Annotated in this window: 18 protein-coding genes; 5 read left to right on the top strand and 13 right to left on the bottom strand. The window is 67.7% G+C overall.

The window, feature by feature from the left end; translation table 11 throughout:
- Window positions 1-91: 91 nt before the first annotated feature.
- The 3 genes from ACIRGA_RS05090 to ACIRGA_RS05080 all read left to right on the top strand — a co-directional run bounded on the left by ACIRGA_RS05090 (window position 92) and on the right by ACIRGA_RS05080 (window position 2,846).
- Window positions 92-1,282 (top strand): AAA family ATPase, encoded by a 1,191-nt coding sequence (locus ACIRGA_RS05090; RefSeq protein WP_400936644.1) that lies wholly within the window; start codon window positions 92-94, stop codon window positions 1,280-1,282.
- A gap of 256 nt (window positions 1,283-1,538) precedes the next feature.
- Window positions 1,539-1,688 (top strand): hypothetical protein, encoded by a 150-nt coding sequence (locus ACIRGA_RS05085; protein WP_007032374.1) that lies wholly within the window; start codon window positions 1,539-1,541, stop codon window positions 1,686-1,688.
- Window positions 1,689-1,922: 234 nt separating this feature from the next.
- Window positions 1,923-2,846, top strand: a complete 924-nt coding sequence (locus tag ACIRGA_RS05080; RefSeq protein ID WP_400936642.1) for a GNAT family N-acetyltransferase — start codon at window positions 1,923-1,925, stop codon at window positions 2,844-2,846.
- Window positions 2,847-2,895: 49 nt separating this feature from the next.
- Here ACIRGA_RS05080 and mctP read toward each other — a convergent pair whose 3' ends face one another.
- Window positions 2,896-4,539 (bottom strand): monocarboxylate uptake permease MctP, encoded by a 1,644-nt coding sequence (gene mctP, locus ACIRGA_RS05075; protein ID WP_400936640.1) that lies wholly within the window; start codon window positions 4,537-4,539, stop codon window positions 2,896-2,898.
- The gene (locus tag ACIRGA_RS05070; RefSeq protein ID WP_378435163.1) at window positions 4,536-4,814 is read right to left on the bottom strand and encodes a DUF3311 domain-containing protein; all 279 of its coding nucleotides are present in this window, start codon (window positions 4,812-4,814) and stop codon (window positions 4,536-4,538) included. The genes mctP and ACIRGA_RS05070 overlap by 4 nt, the downstream gene beginning before the upstream one ends.
- A 204-nt stretch (window positions 4,815-5,018) precedes the next feature.
- Here ACIRGA_RS05070 and ACIRGA_RS05065 point away from each other — a divergent pair, with 204 nt between their 5' ends.
- Both ACIRGA_RS05065 and ACIRGA_RS05060 read left to right on the top strand, forming a co-directional pair.
- On the top strand, window positions 5,019-6,635 hold the full coding sequence (locus ACIRGA_RS05065; RefSeq protein ID WP_400936638.1) for an alpha/beta hydrolase: 1,617 nt from the start codon (window positions 5,019-5,021) through the stop codon (window positions 6,633-6,635).
- Window positions 6,636-6,906: 271 nt separating this feature from the next.
- Window positions 6,907-7,182 carry a helix-turn-helix domain-containing protein gene (locus ACIRGA_RS05060; protein ID WP_400936636.1) on the top strand — a complete coding sequence of 92 codons (276 nt, stop codon included), beginning with the start codon at window positions 6,907-6,909 and terminating at the stop codon, window positions 7,180-7,182.
- On the opposite strand, the gene ACIRGA_RS05055 is transcribed toward ACIRGA_RS05060, so the two are convergent.
- The 11 genes from ACIRGA_RS05055 to ACIRGA_RS05005 all read right to left on the bottom strand — a co-directional run bounded on the left by ACIRGA_RS05055 (window position 7,179) and on the right by ACIRGA_RS05005 (window position 17,485).
- Window positions 7,179-7,754: an EndoU domain-containing protein gene (locus ACIRGA_RS05055; RefSeq protein WP_400936634.1), complete on the bottom strand. Its 576-nt coding sequence runs from the start codon at window positions 7,752-7,754 to the stop codon at window positions 7,179-7,181. The genes ACIRGA_RS05060 and ACIRGA_RS05055 overlap by 4 nt on opposite strands.
- 76 nt (window positions 7,755-7,830) lie before the next feature.
- On the bottom strand, window positions 7,831-9,078 hold the full coding sequence (locus tag ACIRGA_RS05050) for a hypothetical protein (protein WP_400936632.1): 1,248 nt from the start codon (window positions 9,076-9,078) through the stop codon (window positions 7,831-7,833).
- Window positions 9,072-9,677, bottom strand: a complete 606-nt coding sequence (locus ACIRGA_RS05045; protein ID WP_400936630.1) for an ATP-binding cassette domain-containing protein — start codon at window positions 9,675-9,677, stop codon at window positions 9,072-9,074. The genes ACIRGA_RS05050 and ACIRGA_RS05045 overlap by 7 nt, the downstream gene beginning before the upstream one ends.
- Window positions 9,674-10,546 carry an LLM class F420-dependent oxidoreductase gene (locus ACIRGA_RS05040; RefSeq protein WP_400936628.1) on the bottom strand — a complete coding sequence of 291 codons (873 nt, stop codon included), beginning with the start codon at window positions 10,544-10,546 and terminating at the stop codon, window positions 9,674-9,676. Before ACIRGA_RS05040 ends, ACIRGA_RS05045 begins: the two co-directional genes overlap by 4 nt.
- Before the next feature lie 85 nt (window positions 10,547-10,631).
- Window positions 10,632-12,455, bottom strand: a complete 1,824-nt coding sequence (locus ACIRGA_RS05035) for a phosphoenolpyruvate carboxykinase (GTP) (protein ID WP_400936626.1) — start codon at window positions 12,453-12,455, stop codon at window positions 10,632-10,634.
- 397 nt (window positions 12,456-12,852) lie between these two features.
- Window positions 12,853-13,572 carry a DUF6802 family protein gene (locus ACIRGA_RS05030; RefSeq protein WP_400936624.1) on the bottom strand — a complete coding sequence of 240 codons (720 nt, stop codon included), beginning with the start codon at window positions 13,570-13,572 and terminating at the stop codon, window positions 12,853-12,855.
- 110 nt (window positions 13,573-13,682) lie between these two features.
- Entirely contained in the window at window positions 13,683-13,994 is a 312-nt protein-coding gene (locus tag ACIRGA_RS05025) for a hypothetical protein (protein WP_400936622.1), read from the bottom strand.
- Window positions 13,991-15,832: a dynamin family protein gene (locus ACIRGA_RS05020; protein ID WP_400936620.1), complete on the bottom strand. Its 1,842-nt coding sequence runs from the start codon at window positions 15,830-15,832 to the stop codon at window positions 13,991-13,993. The genes ACIRGA_RS05025 and ACIRGA_RS05020 overlap by 4 nt, the downstream gene beginning before the upstream one ends.
- Window positions 15,829-16,314 carry a nucleotide exchange factor GrpE gene (gene grpE, locus ACIRGA_RS05015; RefSeq protein WP_400936618.1) on the bottom strand — a complete coding sequence of 162 codons (486 nt, stop codon included), beginning with the start codon at window positions 16,312-16,314 and terminating at the stop codon, window positions 15,829-15,831. The genes ACIRGA_RS05020 and grpE overlap by 4 nt, the downstream gene beginning before the upstream one ends.
- Window positions 16,315-16,352: 38 nt before the next feature.
- Window positions 16,353-17,009, bottom strand: coding sequence for a TetR/AcrR family transcriptional regulator (locus tag ACIRGA_RS05010; RefSeq protein ID WP_400936616.1), 657 nt, complete (start codon window positions 17,007-17,009; stop codon window positions 16,353-16,355).
- A complete protein-coding gene (locus ACIRGA_RS05005) occupies window positions 17,006-17,485 on the bottom strand; it encodes a hypothetical protein (protein ID WP_400936614.1) in 480 nt (159 codons plus the stop codon). The genes ACIRGA_RS05010 and ACIRGA_RS05005 overlap by 4 nt, the downstream gene beginning before the upstream one ends.
- Window positions 17,486-17,639: the final 154 nt, after the last annotated feature.

The raw sequence follows: 17,639 nt of genomic DNA, 5'->3' as shown, positions 1-17,639 counted from the left end.
ACCCGTCCACTTGGAGTAACCCATCGCGACACGCCTATCGGTCTATCGCCGATTATCGGGCCGACGCTAGAAACGCCGATAGCGTGTGAGAGTGGATCCCATCCGCAACCCCTTCGCCCCGGGCGCCGGTCAACGGCCGCCCGAGCTGGCAGGTCGCGTCCGCGAGCTCCAGGCCTTCGAGGTCGTGCTCGAACGGGTCGCGCGGGGGAGACCCGAACGCAGCCTGATGCTGACCGGCCTTCGAGGCGTGGGGAAGACCGTATTGCTGGGCGAGCTGCGGTCGCGGGCCATCAAGCACGGCTGGGGCGCGGGCAAGATCGAAGCCCGCCCGGACACCGAGCTCAGGCGGCCGCTCTCGGCCGCGTTGCACCGCGCGATCCGCGATCTCGCCGTGCGCCATCGCGCGCCGGACCGGGTCGAGCAGGTGCTCGGCGTGCTCAAGGCGTTCGCGCTGCGCGCCAACAAACCGGACGCGAAGCTCCGTGACCGCTGGCAGCCGGGCATCGACGTGCCCGCCGCACAGGGCCGCGCCGATTCGGGCGACATCGAGATCGACCTGGTCGAACTGTTCACCGAGGTCGCGGAGCTGGCGGCCGACGTCGGCACCGGGGTCGCGCTGCTGATCGACGAGATCCAGGATCTGCTGCCGGAGGACGTTTCCGCGCTCTGCGCCGCCTGCCACGAGCTCTCGCAGTCCGGGGCGCCGCTGGTCGTGGTCGGCGCGGGGCTGCCGCACGTGCCGGCCGTCCTTTCGGCGTCGAAGTCGTACTCGGAACGTCTCTTCCGCTACGCGCGCATCGACAGGCTGGAGCGCGAAGACGCCGACCTCGCGGTGATGGCGCCGATCGAGCGCGAGGACGCGGGCATCGAACCGGAGGCGCTGGACGCCCTGTTCGACGCGTCCGGCGGCTATCCGTACTTCATCCAGGCCTACGGCAAGGCCGCCTGGGACGCCGCGCCGGCGGATCCCATCACCGTGAAGGACGTCCAGGTCGCCGCCCCGGAGGCCGAATCGGAGCTCGCGGTCGGCTTCTTCGGCTCCCGCTACGAACGCGCGACGCCCGCCGAACGCGAGTACCTGATCGCGATGGCCGAGCTGACCCAGGGCCGGGACGAGTCCGCCGGCACCGCCGATGTGGCCGTCTACCTGGGGCGCAAGCCTTCGTCGCTGTCACCCGCGCGGGACAGCCTGATGAAGAAGGGCCTGGTGTACTCCGCCGAGCGCGGCCACATCGCCTTCACCGTCCCGCACTTCGGCCACTACCTCCTCGGCCGGGACTAAGCCTCTCTGCGGCTTTATCGCCTCAAAGCTAGAAAGCGGTAGATACCCCTACCGTCGCTTCGTCGCGCCCTCCTGCGTTACCAAGAAGTGACCGGCGACACCAAATCTCTCCGGATTTTCACTCCAGTTGCCGATGATTCATCGGCAGGTGTGCCAAGTCACCGGATAATCGTTGGCATCCTTGTGAAAAAGGGTGCATACTAGGAGCACAGCCACGAAGACGCAAGACTTACTCCCAAGGGGATGACAAAAACCGATGAACAACATCGCCGCCAAGCTCCGTGCCCGTCGCGCCGAGGCTCGCACTCGCCGGGCCCTGAACCGGGCGATCGACACCGCGGCCACCGCGACCGTTCGTCAGGAGCTCATCGCTATCTCCCAGGCGCGTCACACGCACATGCGCTGACCCGACAACAACCGTTGTAGGTGTCGCCCGTTCGAGTGACCTACGACACATAGTGCGTGAGGTGTAACGCCGCGGAACGCGGCGTCGATACCCACTACGACCCCGTGATGCTGGCGGACCCCCGACCTGGCAGCATCACGGGGTTTCCATATGTCCACCTCCGAAAGATTTCTTGCCTTCGCCGCTTCGCGGAGTAACACTTGACTTCGTCAACGAATCTGTTGAGGTGGTCAAATGAATCGATCCGCGGACCGGGTGGCGACCGTGCGGGCCTTCAACCGCCTGTACACCGGCGTGATCGGCGTCCTCGACGAAGGACCGGCCGACGCCGAGTACTCCCTGAGCGAAGCCAGGGTCCTCTTCGAACTCGCGCAGCAGGATCCGACCCAGGTCACCGACCTGCGCAAACGTCTCGACCTCGACGCCGGGTACGCGAGCAGGCTGCTCGCGAGGCTCGAGGGACGCGGCCTGCTCACCCGTGAACGCAGCGACGAGGACGCCCGCCGTCAGCTCGTCCGCCTGACCGAGAACGGCCGCGAGGCCTTCGCCGTCCTCGACGAACGGTCCGTCGACCGGATCGGCTCGTTGCTCGGCAGGTTCGGCGAAGACGAGCAGCGACGGCTGCTCGGCGCCATGGACACGATCACCTCGCTGGTCGGCGAGCGCGCCTCGGATCCCACGCTGGTCCTGCGCCCGCCCCGGCCGGGTGACTTCGGCTGGGTGGTCCACCGCCACGGCGCCCTCTACTCCCGCGAGTACGGCTGGGACGAGCGCTTCGAAGCGCTCGTCGCCCGTGTCGTCGCGGAGTACGTCGACAGGCGCGGCGACCCACGCCAAGCGGGCTGGATCGCCGAACTCGACGGGGAGCGCGTCGGCAGCATCTTCTGCATGCCCGCCGAAGACGGCATCACCGCGAAGCTGCGGATGTTGCTCCTCGAACCGGCCGCGCGGGGACGCGGCGTCGGAAAACGTCTGGTCACCGAATGCGTCGAGTTCGCGAGGGCGTCCGGCTACCCGGCGATGGAGCTTTGGACGGTGTCGCTGCTGGAGGCGGCGCGGGCGATCTACCAGAGGGCCGGTTTTCAGCTGGTCGACGAAGAGACGATCACGGGCTTCGGGTACGAGCTGACCGGGCAGACCTGGCGGCTGGAGCTGTGACCGAAAAGGCCGCGTCCGAACCGGACGCGGCCCCTTCGATCACCAGTGACTAGTGGACGCCGATTTCGCGGAGATCCTTGTCGTGCTCGTCGGCGTGGTAGTCCTCGGCCTCGGTGTCGTCCGTGCCGTTGAAGACCTTCAGCTGCCGCGCGATCACCGTGAAGATCACGGCGATCAGCAGGTTCGCGACCAGCGCCACGAACCCGACGTAGATCTGCAGCTGCGAACCGCTGAACGGATGCCAGCCGAAGATCGACAGGTTGCCCATCGACAACGCCGAGCCACCGAAGTGCGCCTTGCCGGTCGCCGCGTTCGGGATGTTGTAGAGCATGATCAGGCCCCACCCGATACCGACGATCCAGCCCGCGATCAGGCCCCAGCGGTGGAACCACCGCGTGTAGAGCGAGATCGCGACCGCGGGCAGCGTCTGCAGGATCAGCACACCGCCGATGAGCTGCAGGTCGATCGAGAACTGCGGGTCGATGAACAGGATGAACGCCACCGCGCCGAACTTCACGATCAGCGAAGCGAGCTTGGCCTGCTTCGCCTCCTGGCCCGGCGTCGCGTTCTTCTTGATGTACTCCTTGTAGATGTTGCGGGTCCACAGGTTGGCCGCCGCGATCGACATGATCGCCGCGGGCACCAGCGCGCCGATGCCGATCGCGGCGAACGCGATCCCGGCGAACCACGACGAGAACTGCGAGTCGAACAGCACCGGGACCACGGTGTTCGTGTCGGGCTTGCCGGTGGCGTTGTTGGTGATCGGCGAGACCGAAGCGCTGATCGCGACGTAGCCGAGCAACGCCAGCAGCCCCAGGACCAGCGAGTACGCCGGAAGCGCGACCATGTTCCGCTTGATCACGCTGCGGCCTCGCGAGGCGAGCACGCTGGTGAGCGAGTGCGGGTACAGGAACAGCGCGAGCGCCGAACCGAGTGCCAGCGTGGCGTACTGCAACTGGTTGTTCGCGGTCAGCAGGATGCCGTCCGCCTTCGACGGCGTCTTGTCGAACTTCGCCTGGGCCGAGTCGAAGATCGCCGACCAGCCGCCGAGCTTCGAGGGCAGGTAGATGATCGCCACAAGGATCACGATGTAGATCAGGATGTCCTTGACGAACGCGATCAGCGCGGGCGCGCGAAGGCCCGACTGGTAGGTGTAGACCGCCAGGATGATGAAGGCGACCAACAGCGGCAGGTGACCGACGACGCCGGAGCCGTTGATGCCCATCGTCCGCAGGACCGCCTCGAGCCCGACGAGCTGCAGGGCGATGTACGGCATCGTCGCGATGATGCCGGTGATCGCGATCAGCAGCGCCAGTGTCGGCGAACCGAACCGGCCGCGGACGAAGTCGGCGGGCGTGACGTAGCCGCGGACGCGCGAGACCGACCACATGCGCAGCGCCGGCATCAACACGATCGGGTAGACGATGATCGTGTACGGCAGCGCGAACATGCCCATCGCGCCGGCGCTGAACATCAGCGCGGGGACGGCCACGAACGTGTAAGCCGTGTAGAGGTCACCGCCGAGCAGGAACCAGGTGATCCACGAGCCGAACTTGCGGCCGCCGAGGCCCCATTCATCCAGGTGGTCGAGGGTGTTGCCGGCCTTCCAGCGCGACGCGACGAAGCCGAGCACGGTGACCACCGCGAAGAGGACCGTGAAGATGATCAGCTCGGGCCATTGGATATTGGTCACTTGACGTCCCCCTCGTCGAGCTCGTCCACGGACAGCCGGTCGGGACGCTCACTGGTCGGCTTGTCCTTGGTCATCACGAAGACGATCCAGGTGCAGAGGACACCGACCGCCACGAACACGAATTGGAACCAGTAGAAGAACGGCATCCCGAACAGCCGGGGACCGTCCGAATTGAACAAGGACGTGATCAGCACCAGCAACGGGATGATCAACAGGAGGTTCCAGGGGCTGAACTGAAAGCCCCTCACCTTCCCGTCTGCCTTACCTGACGCCATCGGACCTCACCTAACGTTCCCGTACCCCCGGATCGACCCGATGACCCTAGAACCTCTCCCCCGTCCGGGTCACGCGCGCCTGATATCGATTTGATCAGTGACGCCTCATACGACGAAGGGCGGTTGCCGTCCGAGTCCCCGGCGGATATCAATAGCCGCAAGTCGCGAACAGGAACTTCGCACGCAACATCAAAGGGGCATCGGATGAAGAAACTCCGCTATGCGGTGGTGATCCCGGCTGTCGCCGGCACCATGCTGGCCGGGTTCACGCCTGCGTTCGCAGGGCCGGAGGCTGCCGGGCAGCAGCCGCTGAACTCCACCAACATTCCGGCGAAGTACGCGGACCAGAAGCTGGACTGGCACAAGTGCACCGCCGGCGAGCTGCCGTCCGCGCCGCCTCCGGGAGCCGAGAACATCGAGTGCGCGACCTACCGCGCGCCGCGTAACTGGTACAAGACGAACGAGGCCATCGACCTGACGATCGCCGTCAGCCGCCTCGCCGCCACCAGTGGCAAGGCGACGGCCAGTGTCATCACGAACCCTGGTGGCCCCGGTGCTCCGGGCCGTAACTTCCCGGCCCGTCTGCGTAACCAGACGAAGCTGCGCGCGAACCAGGAGATCATCGGTCTCGACCCGCGCGGCACCGGCAAGAGCACCAACATCACCTGCGGCAACGCGATCGGCACCGGCTCCGACCTCGACCCGCGCGACCGCAGCCGGGCGAACCTCAACCTGATCCTGGACGCCACCAAGTACGCGGCGGACTCCTGCCAGGTGAAGTCCGGCGAGCTGGGCCCGCTCATCAACACCGCCCAGACCATCCGCGACATCGACCTGCTGCGCGTCCTCCTGGGCCGCGACAAGATCAACTGGGTCGGCTACTCGGCGGGCACCTGGATGGGCGCGCACTACGCGCAGCAGTTCCCCACCCGCACCGGCCGTTTCCTGCTGGACTCCTCGACCGAGTTCACCACGACCTGGCAGAACTCGTTCGACGGGCAGCCGCTCGGCTTCGAGCGCCGCTGGCGTCAGGACTACCTGCCGTGGATGGGCAAGTACGACAAGGTCTACGGGTTCGGCAAGGACGGCGAAGCCGCTCGCCAGACCTACGAGAAGGTCCGCTTCGCGCTGACCCAGAACCCGGTCGAGGTGGACGGCGTCCCGGTTTCGGCCAACGCCCTCGACTCGACCATCGCGTCGTACCTCTACTCGAAGCGCAACTTCCCGGCGCTGGCCGACTACCTGGTCAACCTGAAGACGCTGACCGAGGGCACCTCGTCGCAGCAGCAGAAGGCCTCGGCCGCGCAGAAGGTCAAGGCCGAGACCGTCGACGGTGACGGCGTCATCGGCCCGCAGCCGCTGTTCGTCCCGAGCGACGGCGACTCCTACAACGCCAGCTTCTGGTCCATCCCCTGCAACGAGGGCAAGTGGACCGGCAACCGGCAGAGCGTCATCCGCCAGTCGCAGAAGCTGATCGACCGCGATCTGCCGCTGCTGGGCGCCGGCTGGCTGATCCAGCCGTGCATCTTCTGGAAGAACAAGCCGGTCGACCTGCCGAAGCTCGACGGCCGCGGCGTCCCGCCGGTGCTGATCGTCCAGTCGGTGCACGACCCCGCGACCCCGATCGAGGGCGCGACCCGTGCGCACCGCGCGTTCGAGAACTCGCGGATGATCACCGTGACCGGTGAAGGTGACCACGGTATCTACGCCGGCGGCAACGTGGGTGTGGACAAGGTCGTGGAGGACTACCTCGTCGACGGCAAGGTGCCGAACGACCAGAGCCTCCCCGGACTCCCACTTCCGGTGCCCGCGGGCGCCTGAAGCCACTAGGGATTGTGGCCCCGTCGAGTTTCGGCTCGGCGGGGCCCTTTCTTTGGGGTTGTCCACGACCTGTGCACAGAGTTGTCCACAGGCTGGGGGTAACTCCGGAGGGACAACTCGACCGTCGGCGTGCGCCTGGACAGAAGTCGCGTGACTGGAGCCGTAACTCACGTGCTTGGAGCCGTAACTCACGTGCTTCCAGCCGGATCTCGCGTGTTCGGGCACGCGGATGCCGCTCACGACCGGGCGGGCCGGTATTAGTATTGGGCTCATGGTGCGAGTGCCGTTGACGGACGAGGAACGCGAACGCGGCGAGCGGCTGGGGCTGGCGCTCCGGGACGCGCGCGCGTCGTCGTCGCGGAGCATGGTCGAGGTCGCGGCGGAGGCCGGGATCTCGGTGGAGACGCTCCGGAAGATCGAGACCGGCCGGATCCCGACGCCCGCCTTCTTCACGGTGATGGCGATCGCGGACGCCGTCGGGCTGCCGCTGGACGCGCTGCGAGCGGCCGCCGAGGGCGGCGCCGAAGAGGTCGCCGAAGCGAGTTAGGGGCGCAGGGCGGCCAGGGCGTGTGCCCGGTCGTTCAGGTAGAGGAAGCCGTCGATCGGCAGGTCGAAGCTGTTCAGCAGGCTTTCCAGGGTGGCGTATTCGTCCACGCCGAGGTGCAGGTTCTCGTTCATCGCGTGCGCGACGAGGACGTCCGCCAGCTCTTCCCACTCGCCCGACCAGTGCAGCGTTCGGTAGAAGGCCAGGACGTCCGGCGAGATCCGGTCACCGATCTGGTCGAGCAGGCTGTCGCCGAAAAAGCTGATCCGGCCGGCGGCGAGGTCGGCGACGGTCGGGTTCGCCGGGTCGGCGGCGGTGTCGGGATTGCGGATCACGCCGGGGCCCGCCACCGGATAGCCCGTCTTGACGTTGCCGTTGTCTTCGACCAGCACGATCAGGTGCACGCCGTACCGTTCGCCCGCGCAGCGCCAGCGGCCGTTGTGCAGTCTGAGGCGGGGTTCGCTGGGATCGTTCGCGACGTCCTTGATCACCGCGATGATCTGCTCGTCGGTCCAGCCCGCGGGGAACTCGCTGGTCGCCCGCCGTCCCTTTCCCGGTGCGTGCCCGCCGCCCACTCGTGCTCCTTTCGTCGCATCGAGGGTAACCCGCGTCCGGAGTATCCGAATGATCCGAACGCGGGAACGGGTGACCTCAGGCGATCACGCTGAGCACAACGGCACCGACGGCGAGCACGTCGACGCCTCGCAGGGCCTGCAACCCGGCGGCCCCGCCACCGACGTCGTAGTTCATCGGCGGCCGGGTGGCCGTGCGCAGGGCGGCGACGACGGCGAGCGGGATCGCGAGCCACACCGGCCAGGCCGGAGTCACCCCGAGCGTCAACGTCACCAGGCCGAGCAGGAGACCCCAGCCGAGACCGAGCAGGGTGATCACCAGCCCGTTGACCAGCCGCAACTCCCAGTCGGACGCGCCGAGCCACCGACGACGCCCGGGATTGCGCCACAGTTCGCCGAGCCCGCCGACGAACGGCACGACCGCCGCGTACGCGCCGAGCGCGAACATCGCCGCCGCGGGGATCGCCGGGAAGGCCCGGTGCGCGACGCCTGCCAGGCACGCGATCACCACACTCGCCGCCGCGTAACGCATCCGGCCGAGCACCCCCGCCCACGCGAGCCGCAGGGCCGTCGGACGCCGCAGCGACAGCCACGGCACCGGCTTCGATTCCGGGATCAGCAGCATGGGGTCCAGGAAGACCGCGGCCATCGCCCGCAGGAGCCGCGCGTTCCAGCCGTCGACGAGTTCCTGGCGGCCGACCCCGGACATCGGTTCGCCGCCGAAGGCCACCGCGACCGCCACCACGAACAGCGCGCCGGCCAGCACCTCGACGGCGACCGGGCCAAGGCCCGCGGCGGCGAACGCCAGACCGGCGAGCGCGAGCACGACCGGCGCGAGCGTTTCCCCGCGGATCGCCGTCCGCCGCGCGGTGACGGCGGCCAGGATCGCGCCGGAGGCGGTCAACGCCGACATCGCGATCCACACGTCCTTCGAACCGGCGCCGATCGCGGTGACCAGCGCCCCGGTGTAGCCGACCACCACGACCAGCCCGGCCCAGAGCGTCCACATCCGCTTCACGACGACACGGCGCCTGTCGACGCGGGCGAAGTCCATCCACGTCAGCGCCGCCGGCTCGGCCCAGACGAAACCGCGGCGCAGCAGGCCGCGCCAGAACATCGCACACAGCACGACCAGCAGCCCGAACACGGCCGGGAAGTCCACAACGGACTGTCCAAAAAGGAAATGCCGGAGTTTCGGCAGGTTCTGGAAAGCGGTGAACAGCGCGCCGAAACCGAACAACGCCAGGAAGGTCTGGTAGTCACCGTTGAGCAGCCCGCCGAATCGCTGCCGTCCGGGGACGTGCGTGGGCGCTTTCGTGGTCACCACAACTCGAGGGTCGAGTCGGCCGCTTCGAGCAGCGGGGGATGGTGCGTGGCGACGACGACGGCGGCCCCGGCGTCGGTCGAGCGCTTGATCAACGACGTCAGCCATTCCTTCCCCGCGACGTCGAGCGCCCGTTCGGGCTCGTCGAGCAGCAGGACGTCGTGCGGCCGCGCGGTCGCGCCGAGGAGCAGCAGCCGACGGCGTTGCCCGGCGGAGAACTTGCCCGCGGTGACCTTCGCGCGTTCCGACAGGCCCGCGTCCGCCAGGAGCGCGTCGAAATCGCCGAGACCGGCGCCGAACGAGCCCTCCAGCAGTTCGAGGTGCTGGAGCGGCGTCAGCTCGGCGAAGAAATCGGAATCGTCGAACAGCACGGAAACCTTGCGACGGAAGGAAACATCGCGTTCGTCGGGTTTCCCGCCCGCGACGACGACTCGGCCCCGCTGCGGGGTCTGCGTTCCGTAAAGGCACCGGAGCAGGGTCGATTTACCGACCCCGTTCGGGCCGACGACGACCGCGCATTCGCCCGCGTCGACCTCGAAGTCGAGGCCGTCGAACAACCAGTGCTCCCCGGCCTGGACGCCGAGCCCGCGTACGTCGATCATTTGCCGCGCAACACTTCGATCACCGGAGCGAGCGCGTCCATGTTGTGCTCCAGCACGGTGAAATAGGTGAAACCGAAGCGCTCGCGATGCGCCAGGATCTGTTCGGCGATCTGCTCGCGGGTGCCGACCAGGGCCGTCGGCAGTTCGGCGAGTTGATCGACGGTCAGCTTGCCTTCGAGCAGTTCTCGCAGGCTCTCCAGCCCCTTTTGCCGGTCTTCGACCACGGCGACGAAATGCGCGAGGATATTGAATTCGACGGCACGGCCGTTCAGTTTCCCGCGGACGAAGTCCACCCGCTCCTCGATTCCGGCCGCGTCGTCGACGGCGAGCTCGCCCCCGTCGGGAACGGCCGCCGTACCGGTGAAGCCGATGATGTCGGCGTGTTCGGCGGCGAGGGTGAGCAGCCGGTCGCCACGACCGGCGATCATCAACGGCGGCCCCGGTTTCTGCACCGTCGGCGGTTTGTGGTTTTCGTCCGCATAAAGCTTTTTCAGTACCTTGATGGTGTTTTCGAGGTGGTCCACGCGTTTGCCCGCGCGGGGGAATTCCATCCCCGCGGCTTCGAATTCGGCCTTCACGTAACCGGCCCCCAGGCCGAGCTCCAGCCTGCCCTCGGTGAACTGGTCCGTGCCGGTGACGTCGCGGGCCAGCAGCATCGGGTTGTAGAAGGCGGTGTTGATGACGAAGGTGTTGAGCCGAGGGCGTTTCGTCACCTCGGCGGCGAGGACGAGAGCCGGGAACGGCGGTGCCATGCCGAGGTGGTCGGCCGCGCCGATCACGTCGAAGCCGAGGTCCTCGGCCTTACGGCACTTTTCGACCCACGCGGCACGGCTCGCCGGGACGACCATGTTGACGCCGAATTTGACCATGCGGCCACGGTACCGAGCCCGAAAGAAGAAGGCCTCATCCCCGGGAATGACTCCGAGGATGAGGCCTTCTCCGGCGTTCGGGCGATCAGCCGAGGCGCTGCTTGAGCGCGTCCAGCTCGTCACGCAGCGACGACGGGACCTTGTCGCCGATCTTCTCGAACCACTCCTCGATGAGCGGCAGTTCCTGACGCCACTCTTCGGCGGAGACGTCCAGCGCGGCCTGGATGTCGGCCAGCGGCTCCTTGAGACCCTCGGTGTCGAGGTCCTCGGCGTTCGGCACGAAGCCGACCGGGGTCTCGTTCGCGTTGCCCTTGCCCTCGACGCGGTCGATGACCCACTTCAGGATCCGCGAGTTCTCGCCGAAGCCCGGCCACAGGAAACGGCCGTCTTCGCCACGGCGGAACCAGTTGACGTAGAAGATCTTCGGCAGCTTGTCCGCGTCGGCGTTCTTGCCGAGGTCCAGCCAGTGCTTGAAGTAGTCACCGGCGTGGTAGCCGAGGAACGGCAGCATGGCCATCGGGTCGCGGCGCACGTTGCCGACCGCGCCGGCGGCGGCCGCGGTGGTCTCCGACGACATGGTGGCGCCCATGAACACGCCGTGCTGCCAGTCGCGGGCCTCGTTCACCAGCGGGACCGTGGTCTTGCGGCGGCCGCCGAACAGGATCGCCGAGATCGGCACGCCCTGCGGGTCGTCCCATTCGGGCGCGAGGATCGGGCACTGCGACATCGGGGTGCAGTAGCGCGAGTTCGGGTGCGCGGCCTTCTCTTCCGACTCCGGCGTCCAGTCCTGCTTCTTCCAGGAGGTGGCGTGCTCGGGCTTGTCGCCCATGCCCTCCCACCAGATGTCGCCGTCGTCGGTGAGCGCGACGTTCGTGTAGACCGTGTTGCCCTTTTCGATGGTGCGCATCGCGTTGGGGTTGGTGTGCCAGTCGGTGCCCGGCGCGACGCCGAAGAAGCCGAACTCGGGGTTCACCGCGTACAGGCGGCCGTCCTCGCCGAACCGCATCCACGCGATGTCGTCACCGAGGGTCTCGGCGCGCCAGCCGGGGATGGTCGGCTGCAGCATGGCGAGGTTGGTCTTGCCGCAGGCGCTCGGGAACGCCGCCGCGACGTAGTGGACCTTGTTCTCGGGCGAGATCAGCTTGAGGATCAGCATGTGCTCGGCCAGCCAGCCCTCGTCGCGGGCGATGACCGAGCCGATGCGCAGCGAGTAGCACTTCTTGCCCAGCAGCGAGTTGCCGCCGTAGCCGGAGCCGTAGCTCCAGATCTCGCGGGTCTCGGGGAAGTGCGAGATGTACTTGGTGGTGTTGCACGGCCAGGAGACGTCTTCCTGACCCGGCTCCAGCGGCGCGCCGACGGAGTGCAGGGCCGGGACGAACGCGCGCTCGGTGCCGTCCTCGGTGATGAACTTGTCCAGCGCGGCCTTGCCGGCGCGGGTCATCACGCGCATGGAGGCGACGACGTAGGCGAAGTCGGTGATCTCGATGCCGAGCTTGGGATCCTCGGCTCCGAGGGGGCCCATGCAGAAGGGGATCACGTACATCGTGCGACCGCGCATGCACCCGCGGTACAGCTCGGTCATCGTGGCCTTCATCTCGGCCGGGTCCATCCAGTTGTTGGTGGGACCGGCGTCCTCTTCGTTCTCCGAACAGATGAAGGTGCGCTCTTCGACGCGGGCGACGTCATTCGGGTCGGAAGCGGCCCAGTACGAGTTGGGCTTCGCGTCGAGCTGCACGAACGTGCCGGCGGAGACCAGTTCGGCGTTGATCCGGGCGGCCTCTTCGTCGGAGCCGTCGACCCACACCACGCGGTCCGGAGTGGTCAGTTCGGCGACCTCCCGGACCCAGGACAGCACGCCACTGTGCGTCGTCGGCGCATTTTCCAGTCCAGGGATGGCGACTGCGGTCATCTCTACTCCTGACTTCCGACGGCAGAAGCCCACACCGGGAACGACGCTGTTCCGATGCGGGCTTCATTGCCGGCGACCGAATGGCTTCGCACACCGGCGGGAAGACCGGTGTGCAGGTTTTGGGATTCCCCGAGAGTAGCCGGATGACCGGCAGGTAACCGAGAGCTGACCTGTCGGTTCTCTCACAAGAACGATAAGGGAATCGATTCAGTATCACCGGAATGGGCCATACGCAGAAATTCTTCCGGTGACCGATGGCACAGCGGCCGGGCGAATCGGACATGAGAAAGCCCGGCGCGAGGTCTCGCGCCGGGCTGTTCTGTGACCAGGATTACAGGAATCGACCCGTTCGGAATGGACTAAACCATTCTTTTATTGGTCCAGGCCATTTCAGGATTCAGTTGGGGCTGATCCACTGACCGGTGGCGGAATCGATCTTCGCCACTCCTTCGAGCGTTTCGGTGCCCGCGCCGCCCCACGCCGCGTCGCCCGCCGGGTCCCCCGCGGCCGCCGGAGTGCTCGCGAAGGCCGCGCCGATGTCGTTGTTGACCACGCCGCTGCCGGTCTCGGACCACTGGCCCGGCCCGGTGTGCTCGTAGGTCTTGGAGTTGCCGGAGGCGTCGGTCTCCACCGCGATGTCGGCGTTGCCGTCGCCGTCCTTGTCGGTGAAGGCGATGGTGCGGCCGTCCTCCGTGTGGACGATGGCGGTGTCCGGCGTCCCGTCGTTGTCGGTGTCGATGGTCGGCGGGCCGACCTCGACGTCGCCGCTGGGCATGTCGGCGTGCATGGTGCCGCTGGTGCCCGCGTCGGAACCGTCGTCGTTCCCGCCGCCGCCCGCCTCGACCCAGGAGCCGGACGCCTCGTCGTAGACGGCTTCCTGGACGACCTTGCCGTTCTCGTCGAGCACCGCGTACTGGTCGGCCTCGCCGTCGCCGTCGGTGTCGACGAACGCCTGGCCCGTACCGTCGTCGTGCTGGATGACCGCGGCGTCGTTCACGCCGTCCTTGTCGAGGTCGTAGTTGAGCTCGGCCTGGTACTCCTCGCCGTCAACGTGGACCGTGACCGCCTCCGTGGAGCCACTCTCGGTGTCCGTGCCGCCGCTCTCGTCGACCCACATGGGATAACCCCCTCGTTGACCTGCTGGTGTGTCGAAGCTTATGACTCACCGTAGGCCGGTTCGGTTCCGGTCCACAACAGGACCACCCGCCCGGGCCGCCCGACCCGCGATCACCTCGACACGTGGTCGATCGCCGGGGCGATCACCACGCCGATGAGGAAGACCACCCCGACGATGAGGACCACCACCGCCACGACGGCGAGGAGCACCCGCAGGATCAGCTTCTTACGGCGCCGCGGATCACGGACGGCCTCGCTCAGCCGCTGCAGCTTCGCCGGCAATCCCTTCTGGGGCGGCAGCGGCGGGAACGGGCTTTGCGGGGGTCCCGGCGGGAACTGCTGCTGCCCGAAGGGCGGCGGCTGCTGCTGAGGATAGGGCTGCTGTCCGTAAGGCGGCTGCTGCGGTTGCTGAGGAAAGGTCACGCTTGATTGTCGCGCAGTGACCGAATGCGACCGAGAAGGGCCTCCGCGCGGTCGCGACCGTCCGAGACGTCCTTCAGGCGCTTCGCGACAGCCGAGATCTTCTTCGCCCGTTCCTGCGCGCCCATCTTGATCGTCTTGTCGACTTCCTTCAGCTCCGCCTCGATCGCGTCGATGCGGCGGCCGAGGGCTTCGTCGAGCGCCATCGAAAGCTGCTGTTCGGCTTCGATCAGCTGCTCTGCGACGAGCTGGTCCAACGTGGACCGCGCGTCGGCGATCGCCTCGACCAGCCATTGCTTCATATGCTGCTTGTCCGACGCGTGTTTGCGGGTCCGCGCCATCCACCAGCCGGCGCCGAGCCCGATGATGATCGTGGCCGGCAGGATCACCGGGTTCAGGATCGCGACGCCCGCCAGCGGCAGCGCGGCGACCTTCCCTGCGCCGAGACCGCCGGAAACACCCATGAAGATGAGCAGTTTGTCCTCGGCCGTCGGCGGTTTCTTGTCCGGCGGGCGCAGGACGACCGGCGGGCCGCCCGCCCTGGCGAACTGGCCGCGGATGATGTCGAGCTCTTCGGCCGAGAACAGCTCCGCGAGCGCGACGTTGGTGACCTGGTTGAGCCGCTGGGAGAGCAGCATCGAGATACGCTGCGACGTCGTCTGCAGCGCGATGTCGACCTGCTGCGGCAGCGCGGCGAGGTCGTCCCGTTTCGCACCGTCGATCCGCTGACGGAAATGCGTCGACGCGTCGCGCATCTGCCTGCTGGTCTCGTGCCCGACCTCGACGCGGGTCCGCTGGATCTCCGCGCGCAGTTTCAGCTGCCAGCCGCGGGTCGAGGACCGGCGTTCGGTGGTCAGATCGTCCCGGCGCTGGCGCAGCTGTTCCGCTTCGGCCTCGCCGGCGGACAGCGCGCGGCTTTCCGCCTGCAGCTTCGCCTTCAGCTCGCCGAGCGCGCTCGACAGCGCGCGCAGGGTGTTGGCCTCGCCCAGCATCGCCGAGCGGCCGACCAGCATCTCCTGCAACGCGCCCTGCAACGCGGCGATGCCCGCCTTCTCGCGCAGCATCATGGCCATCTGCTCGTTCGGGGCCTTGGCCGCCGTCTCGAACATGCGCGCGGACACCGGGTGGAACACCGCGTCGGCGAACCGGGGGGCGTGCTCGGCGAGCAGCCGCCGGTCGGCTTCGAGCACCTCACGCCAGCCGCGGAACTGGTCGGTCTTGGTCAGCGCGAACAGCACGGTCTCGACGCGTTCACCCATGTCGTGCAGGAATTGCAGTTCCTGCGCGGTGAACGGCGAGGAGGCGTCGACGACGAACAGCAGCGCGGTGGCGCCCGCGGCGGCCTCCTTCGCCAGTTCGCCGTGCATCGAATCGAGCCCGCCGACGCCCGGGGTGTCCACAATGGACACCCGTTCGAGCAGCGGGACCGGGCCGGAGACCTCGACGTAGCGCGGCGGGATCTGCCCTTCCGGCAGTTCGTGCGCGGCCGAGACCCAGTGGATCAGGTCGTTCAGGTTGATCGGCACCGGCGCCAGCTGGCCCGGATAGCAGGCCTGCGCGGACCACTGCTCGGCGTGTTCGAAGACGAGATACGTCGCCGTGGCGACGTCGGCGTCCACAGGGGACAGTCCCGGCATGGACAGGAGCGCGTTCACGAGCGAGCTCTTGCCGCGGTTGGTCTCGCCGACCACCACGACCGACGGCTTCTTCGGCCGCGCCTTCCGGATGTCCTCGACCCATTTCGCGGCCTGGGGATCGGCTTCGCGGACGACGGTGAGCAGCTGTTCGCGGGTGCTCTTCACGACCGCCGGCAGGTTGGCCGCCGCGCTCGGAGCGGTCACTGTGCCTTCTTCGCGTAGACGATGACGATCGGCGCGCGCAGGACGCGGTCATGATCGGCGAAACCGACGACCTCGGTCTCCGCGACGAGCCCTTCGAGTGCCGGGTCCTCGGTCGCGACCGCGCCGCCCGCCTCGTGCACGGCGGGGTCGAACCGCTCGCCGTCCGGGCGCAGGGCACGGACGCCGATGCCGGCGAGACCGTGTTCGAGCCGCTCGACGACGCCACCGCTGCGGGCGCGATCGAGGGCGTACAGGCACATCTGGATCAGTGCCTGCCTGTCGGCGAGAGCCTGTTCGAGGTCGGCCGGACCCGTGGTCGTGGACTCCACATCGGTCTTCGACGCGGCTTCGACCTCCGCGGTTCCCTCGGACCGCGAAGTCTCGCCGTCCGCTTCGGCGATGATCGCCGCCGAGATCTGGCCGGTCGGCACATCGTCCGGATTTTCCTCGTCGACCGCCTTCTTGCGCAGCCAGGCACCCACCGATTCGACCCCCGTAACTGATGTCCCGGGCCTACCGATCAGCCCGGGGAGATTTCACCAGTGTCGGCCACCCGCCCGGCGGCCGGGGGCGGAATAGGCAGAACGGGACGAAGGAATCTGGTGATCAGCTCCTTCATGACCGCGAGTTCCGCCGCCGGATCGAGGTCCGGCTCCAGAATCACCCGGGAAAGCGGCGCGTCGACCAACGCGACGAGCCAGCTGGCCGCCGTCCGCGGGGCCAAGCCGGGATCGATCCGGCCCGCGTCCATCGCCCGCGTCACGAGCCGGGTGAGCCCGTCGCGCAGCGCGCGGTCGTTGCCCTGGACGAGGTCGGCCAGCTCGGCGTCGCGGGAGCACTGCGCGGCGACCTCGAGGACGAGCTTGGCCGCGACGGGCTGAAGAAGCTGTTCGGACACCTGGGCGACGACGTGGAGGATCGACTCCCACGGGTCCTCGATCGCCCCGGCGGCCGCGAGCAGGGCCGTGGTCTCGTCGGCGTCCTGCTCGAAGATGCCGACGAACACCGCGCGCTTGTTCGGGAAGTAGTGGAACAGGCTGCCGGTGCTGATCCCCGCCGCGCGGCAGATCTCGGCCGTCGTGGTCCTCTCGAAACCCTTCTCCGAAAAACACCACGCCGCCGCGTCGAGGATGGCGCGGCGTTTGGCCTCGTACTTGGCGGGGTCGACCGTCCTCATTTCACCGCCGGCGGCTCGTCGTGCCACGGGTAGCCGTACTCGAGGAAGGCCTTGGCGACGGCCTTGCGGTCGACGTCGCCCTTCTGCCGCGCCAGTTCCCGGCCGTCGGCGGCGAGCAGGACGAGCTCCTTGCCGTCGAGGAAGACGGCCTCCAGCTCGGCTTCGTAGGCGCGGCTGCGGCCCTTGGTGGTGAGCGTGATGCGCTTCGGGGTCACCTTGACGATCAGGCGCTCGTGCGCCCAGACCGCGGCGAACAGCAGGCCGAGGATCAGGCCGGCGCCGATTCCGGTGACCGTGCCCCAGGGCTGGGGGATGTTCGAGACGAGCTGGAACGGTCCCTTGAACGGGATCCAGCTCAGGGACGCCACCCAGCCCGAGATCGACTGGAGGAACCAGCCGATCCCCGCCCCCGCCAGCGGGCAGCCGATCCAGGAGGCCGTGCGCAGCCACTGGGGCTCGTCGACGATCGTTTCCATGCGCTCATTATTAGACCGAGCGCTCGGTTTATCAATCTTGGGGCGCGTTTCGTCCTCTGGATGCGGTAGTTACTAGCGCAAAGTAACCAAACACAATACCAAAAACCAGAACAAACTCTCCCAACATCTACCACATGACTAAGAAAGACCCGCG

Source organism: Amycolatopsis sp. NPDC102389 (genome assembly GCF_044765885.1).
Classification (GTDB): Bacteria; Actinomycetota; Actinomycetes; order Mycobacteriales; family Pseudonocardiaceae; genus Amycolatopsis.
Note: the sequence above shows the minus strand (reverse complement) of the source record. Positions and strands in the feature narration are given on the sequence as shown.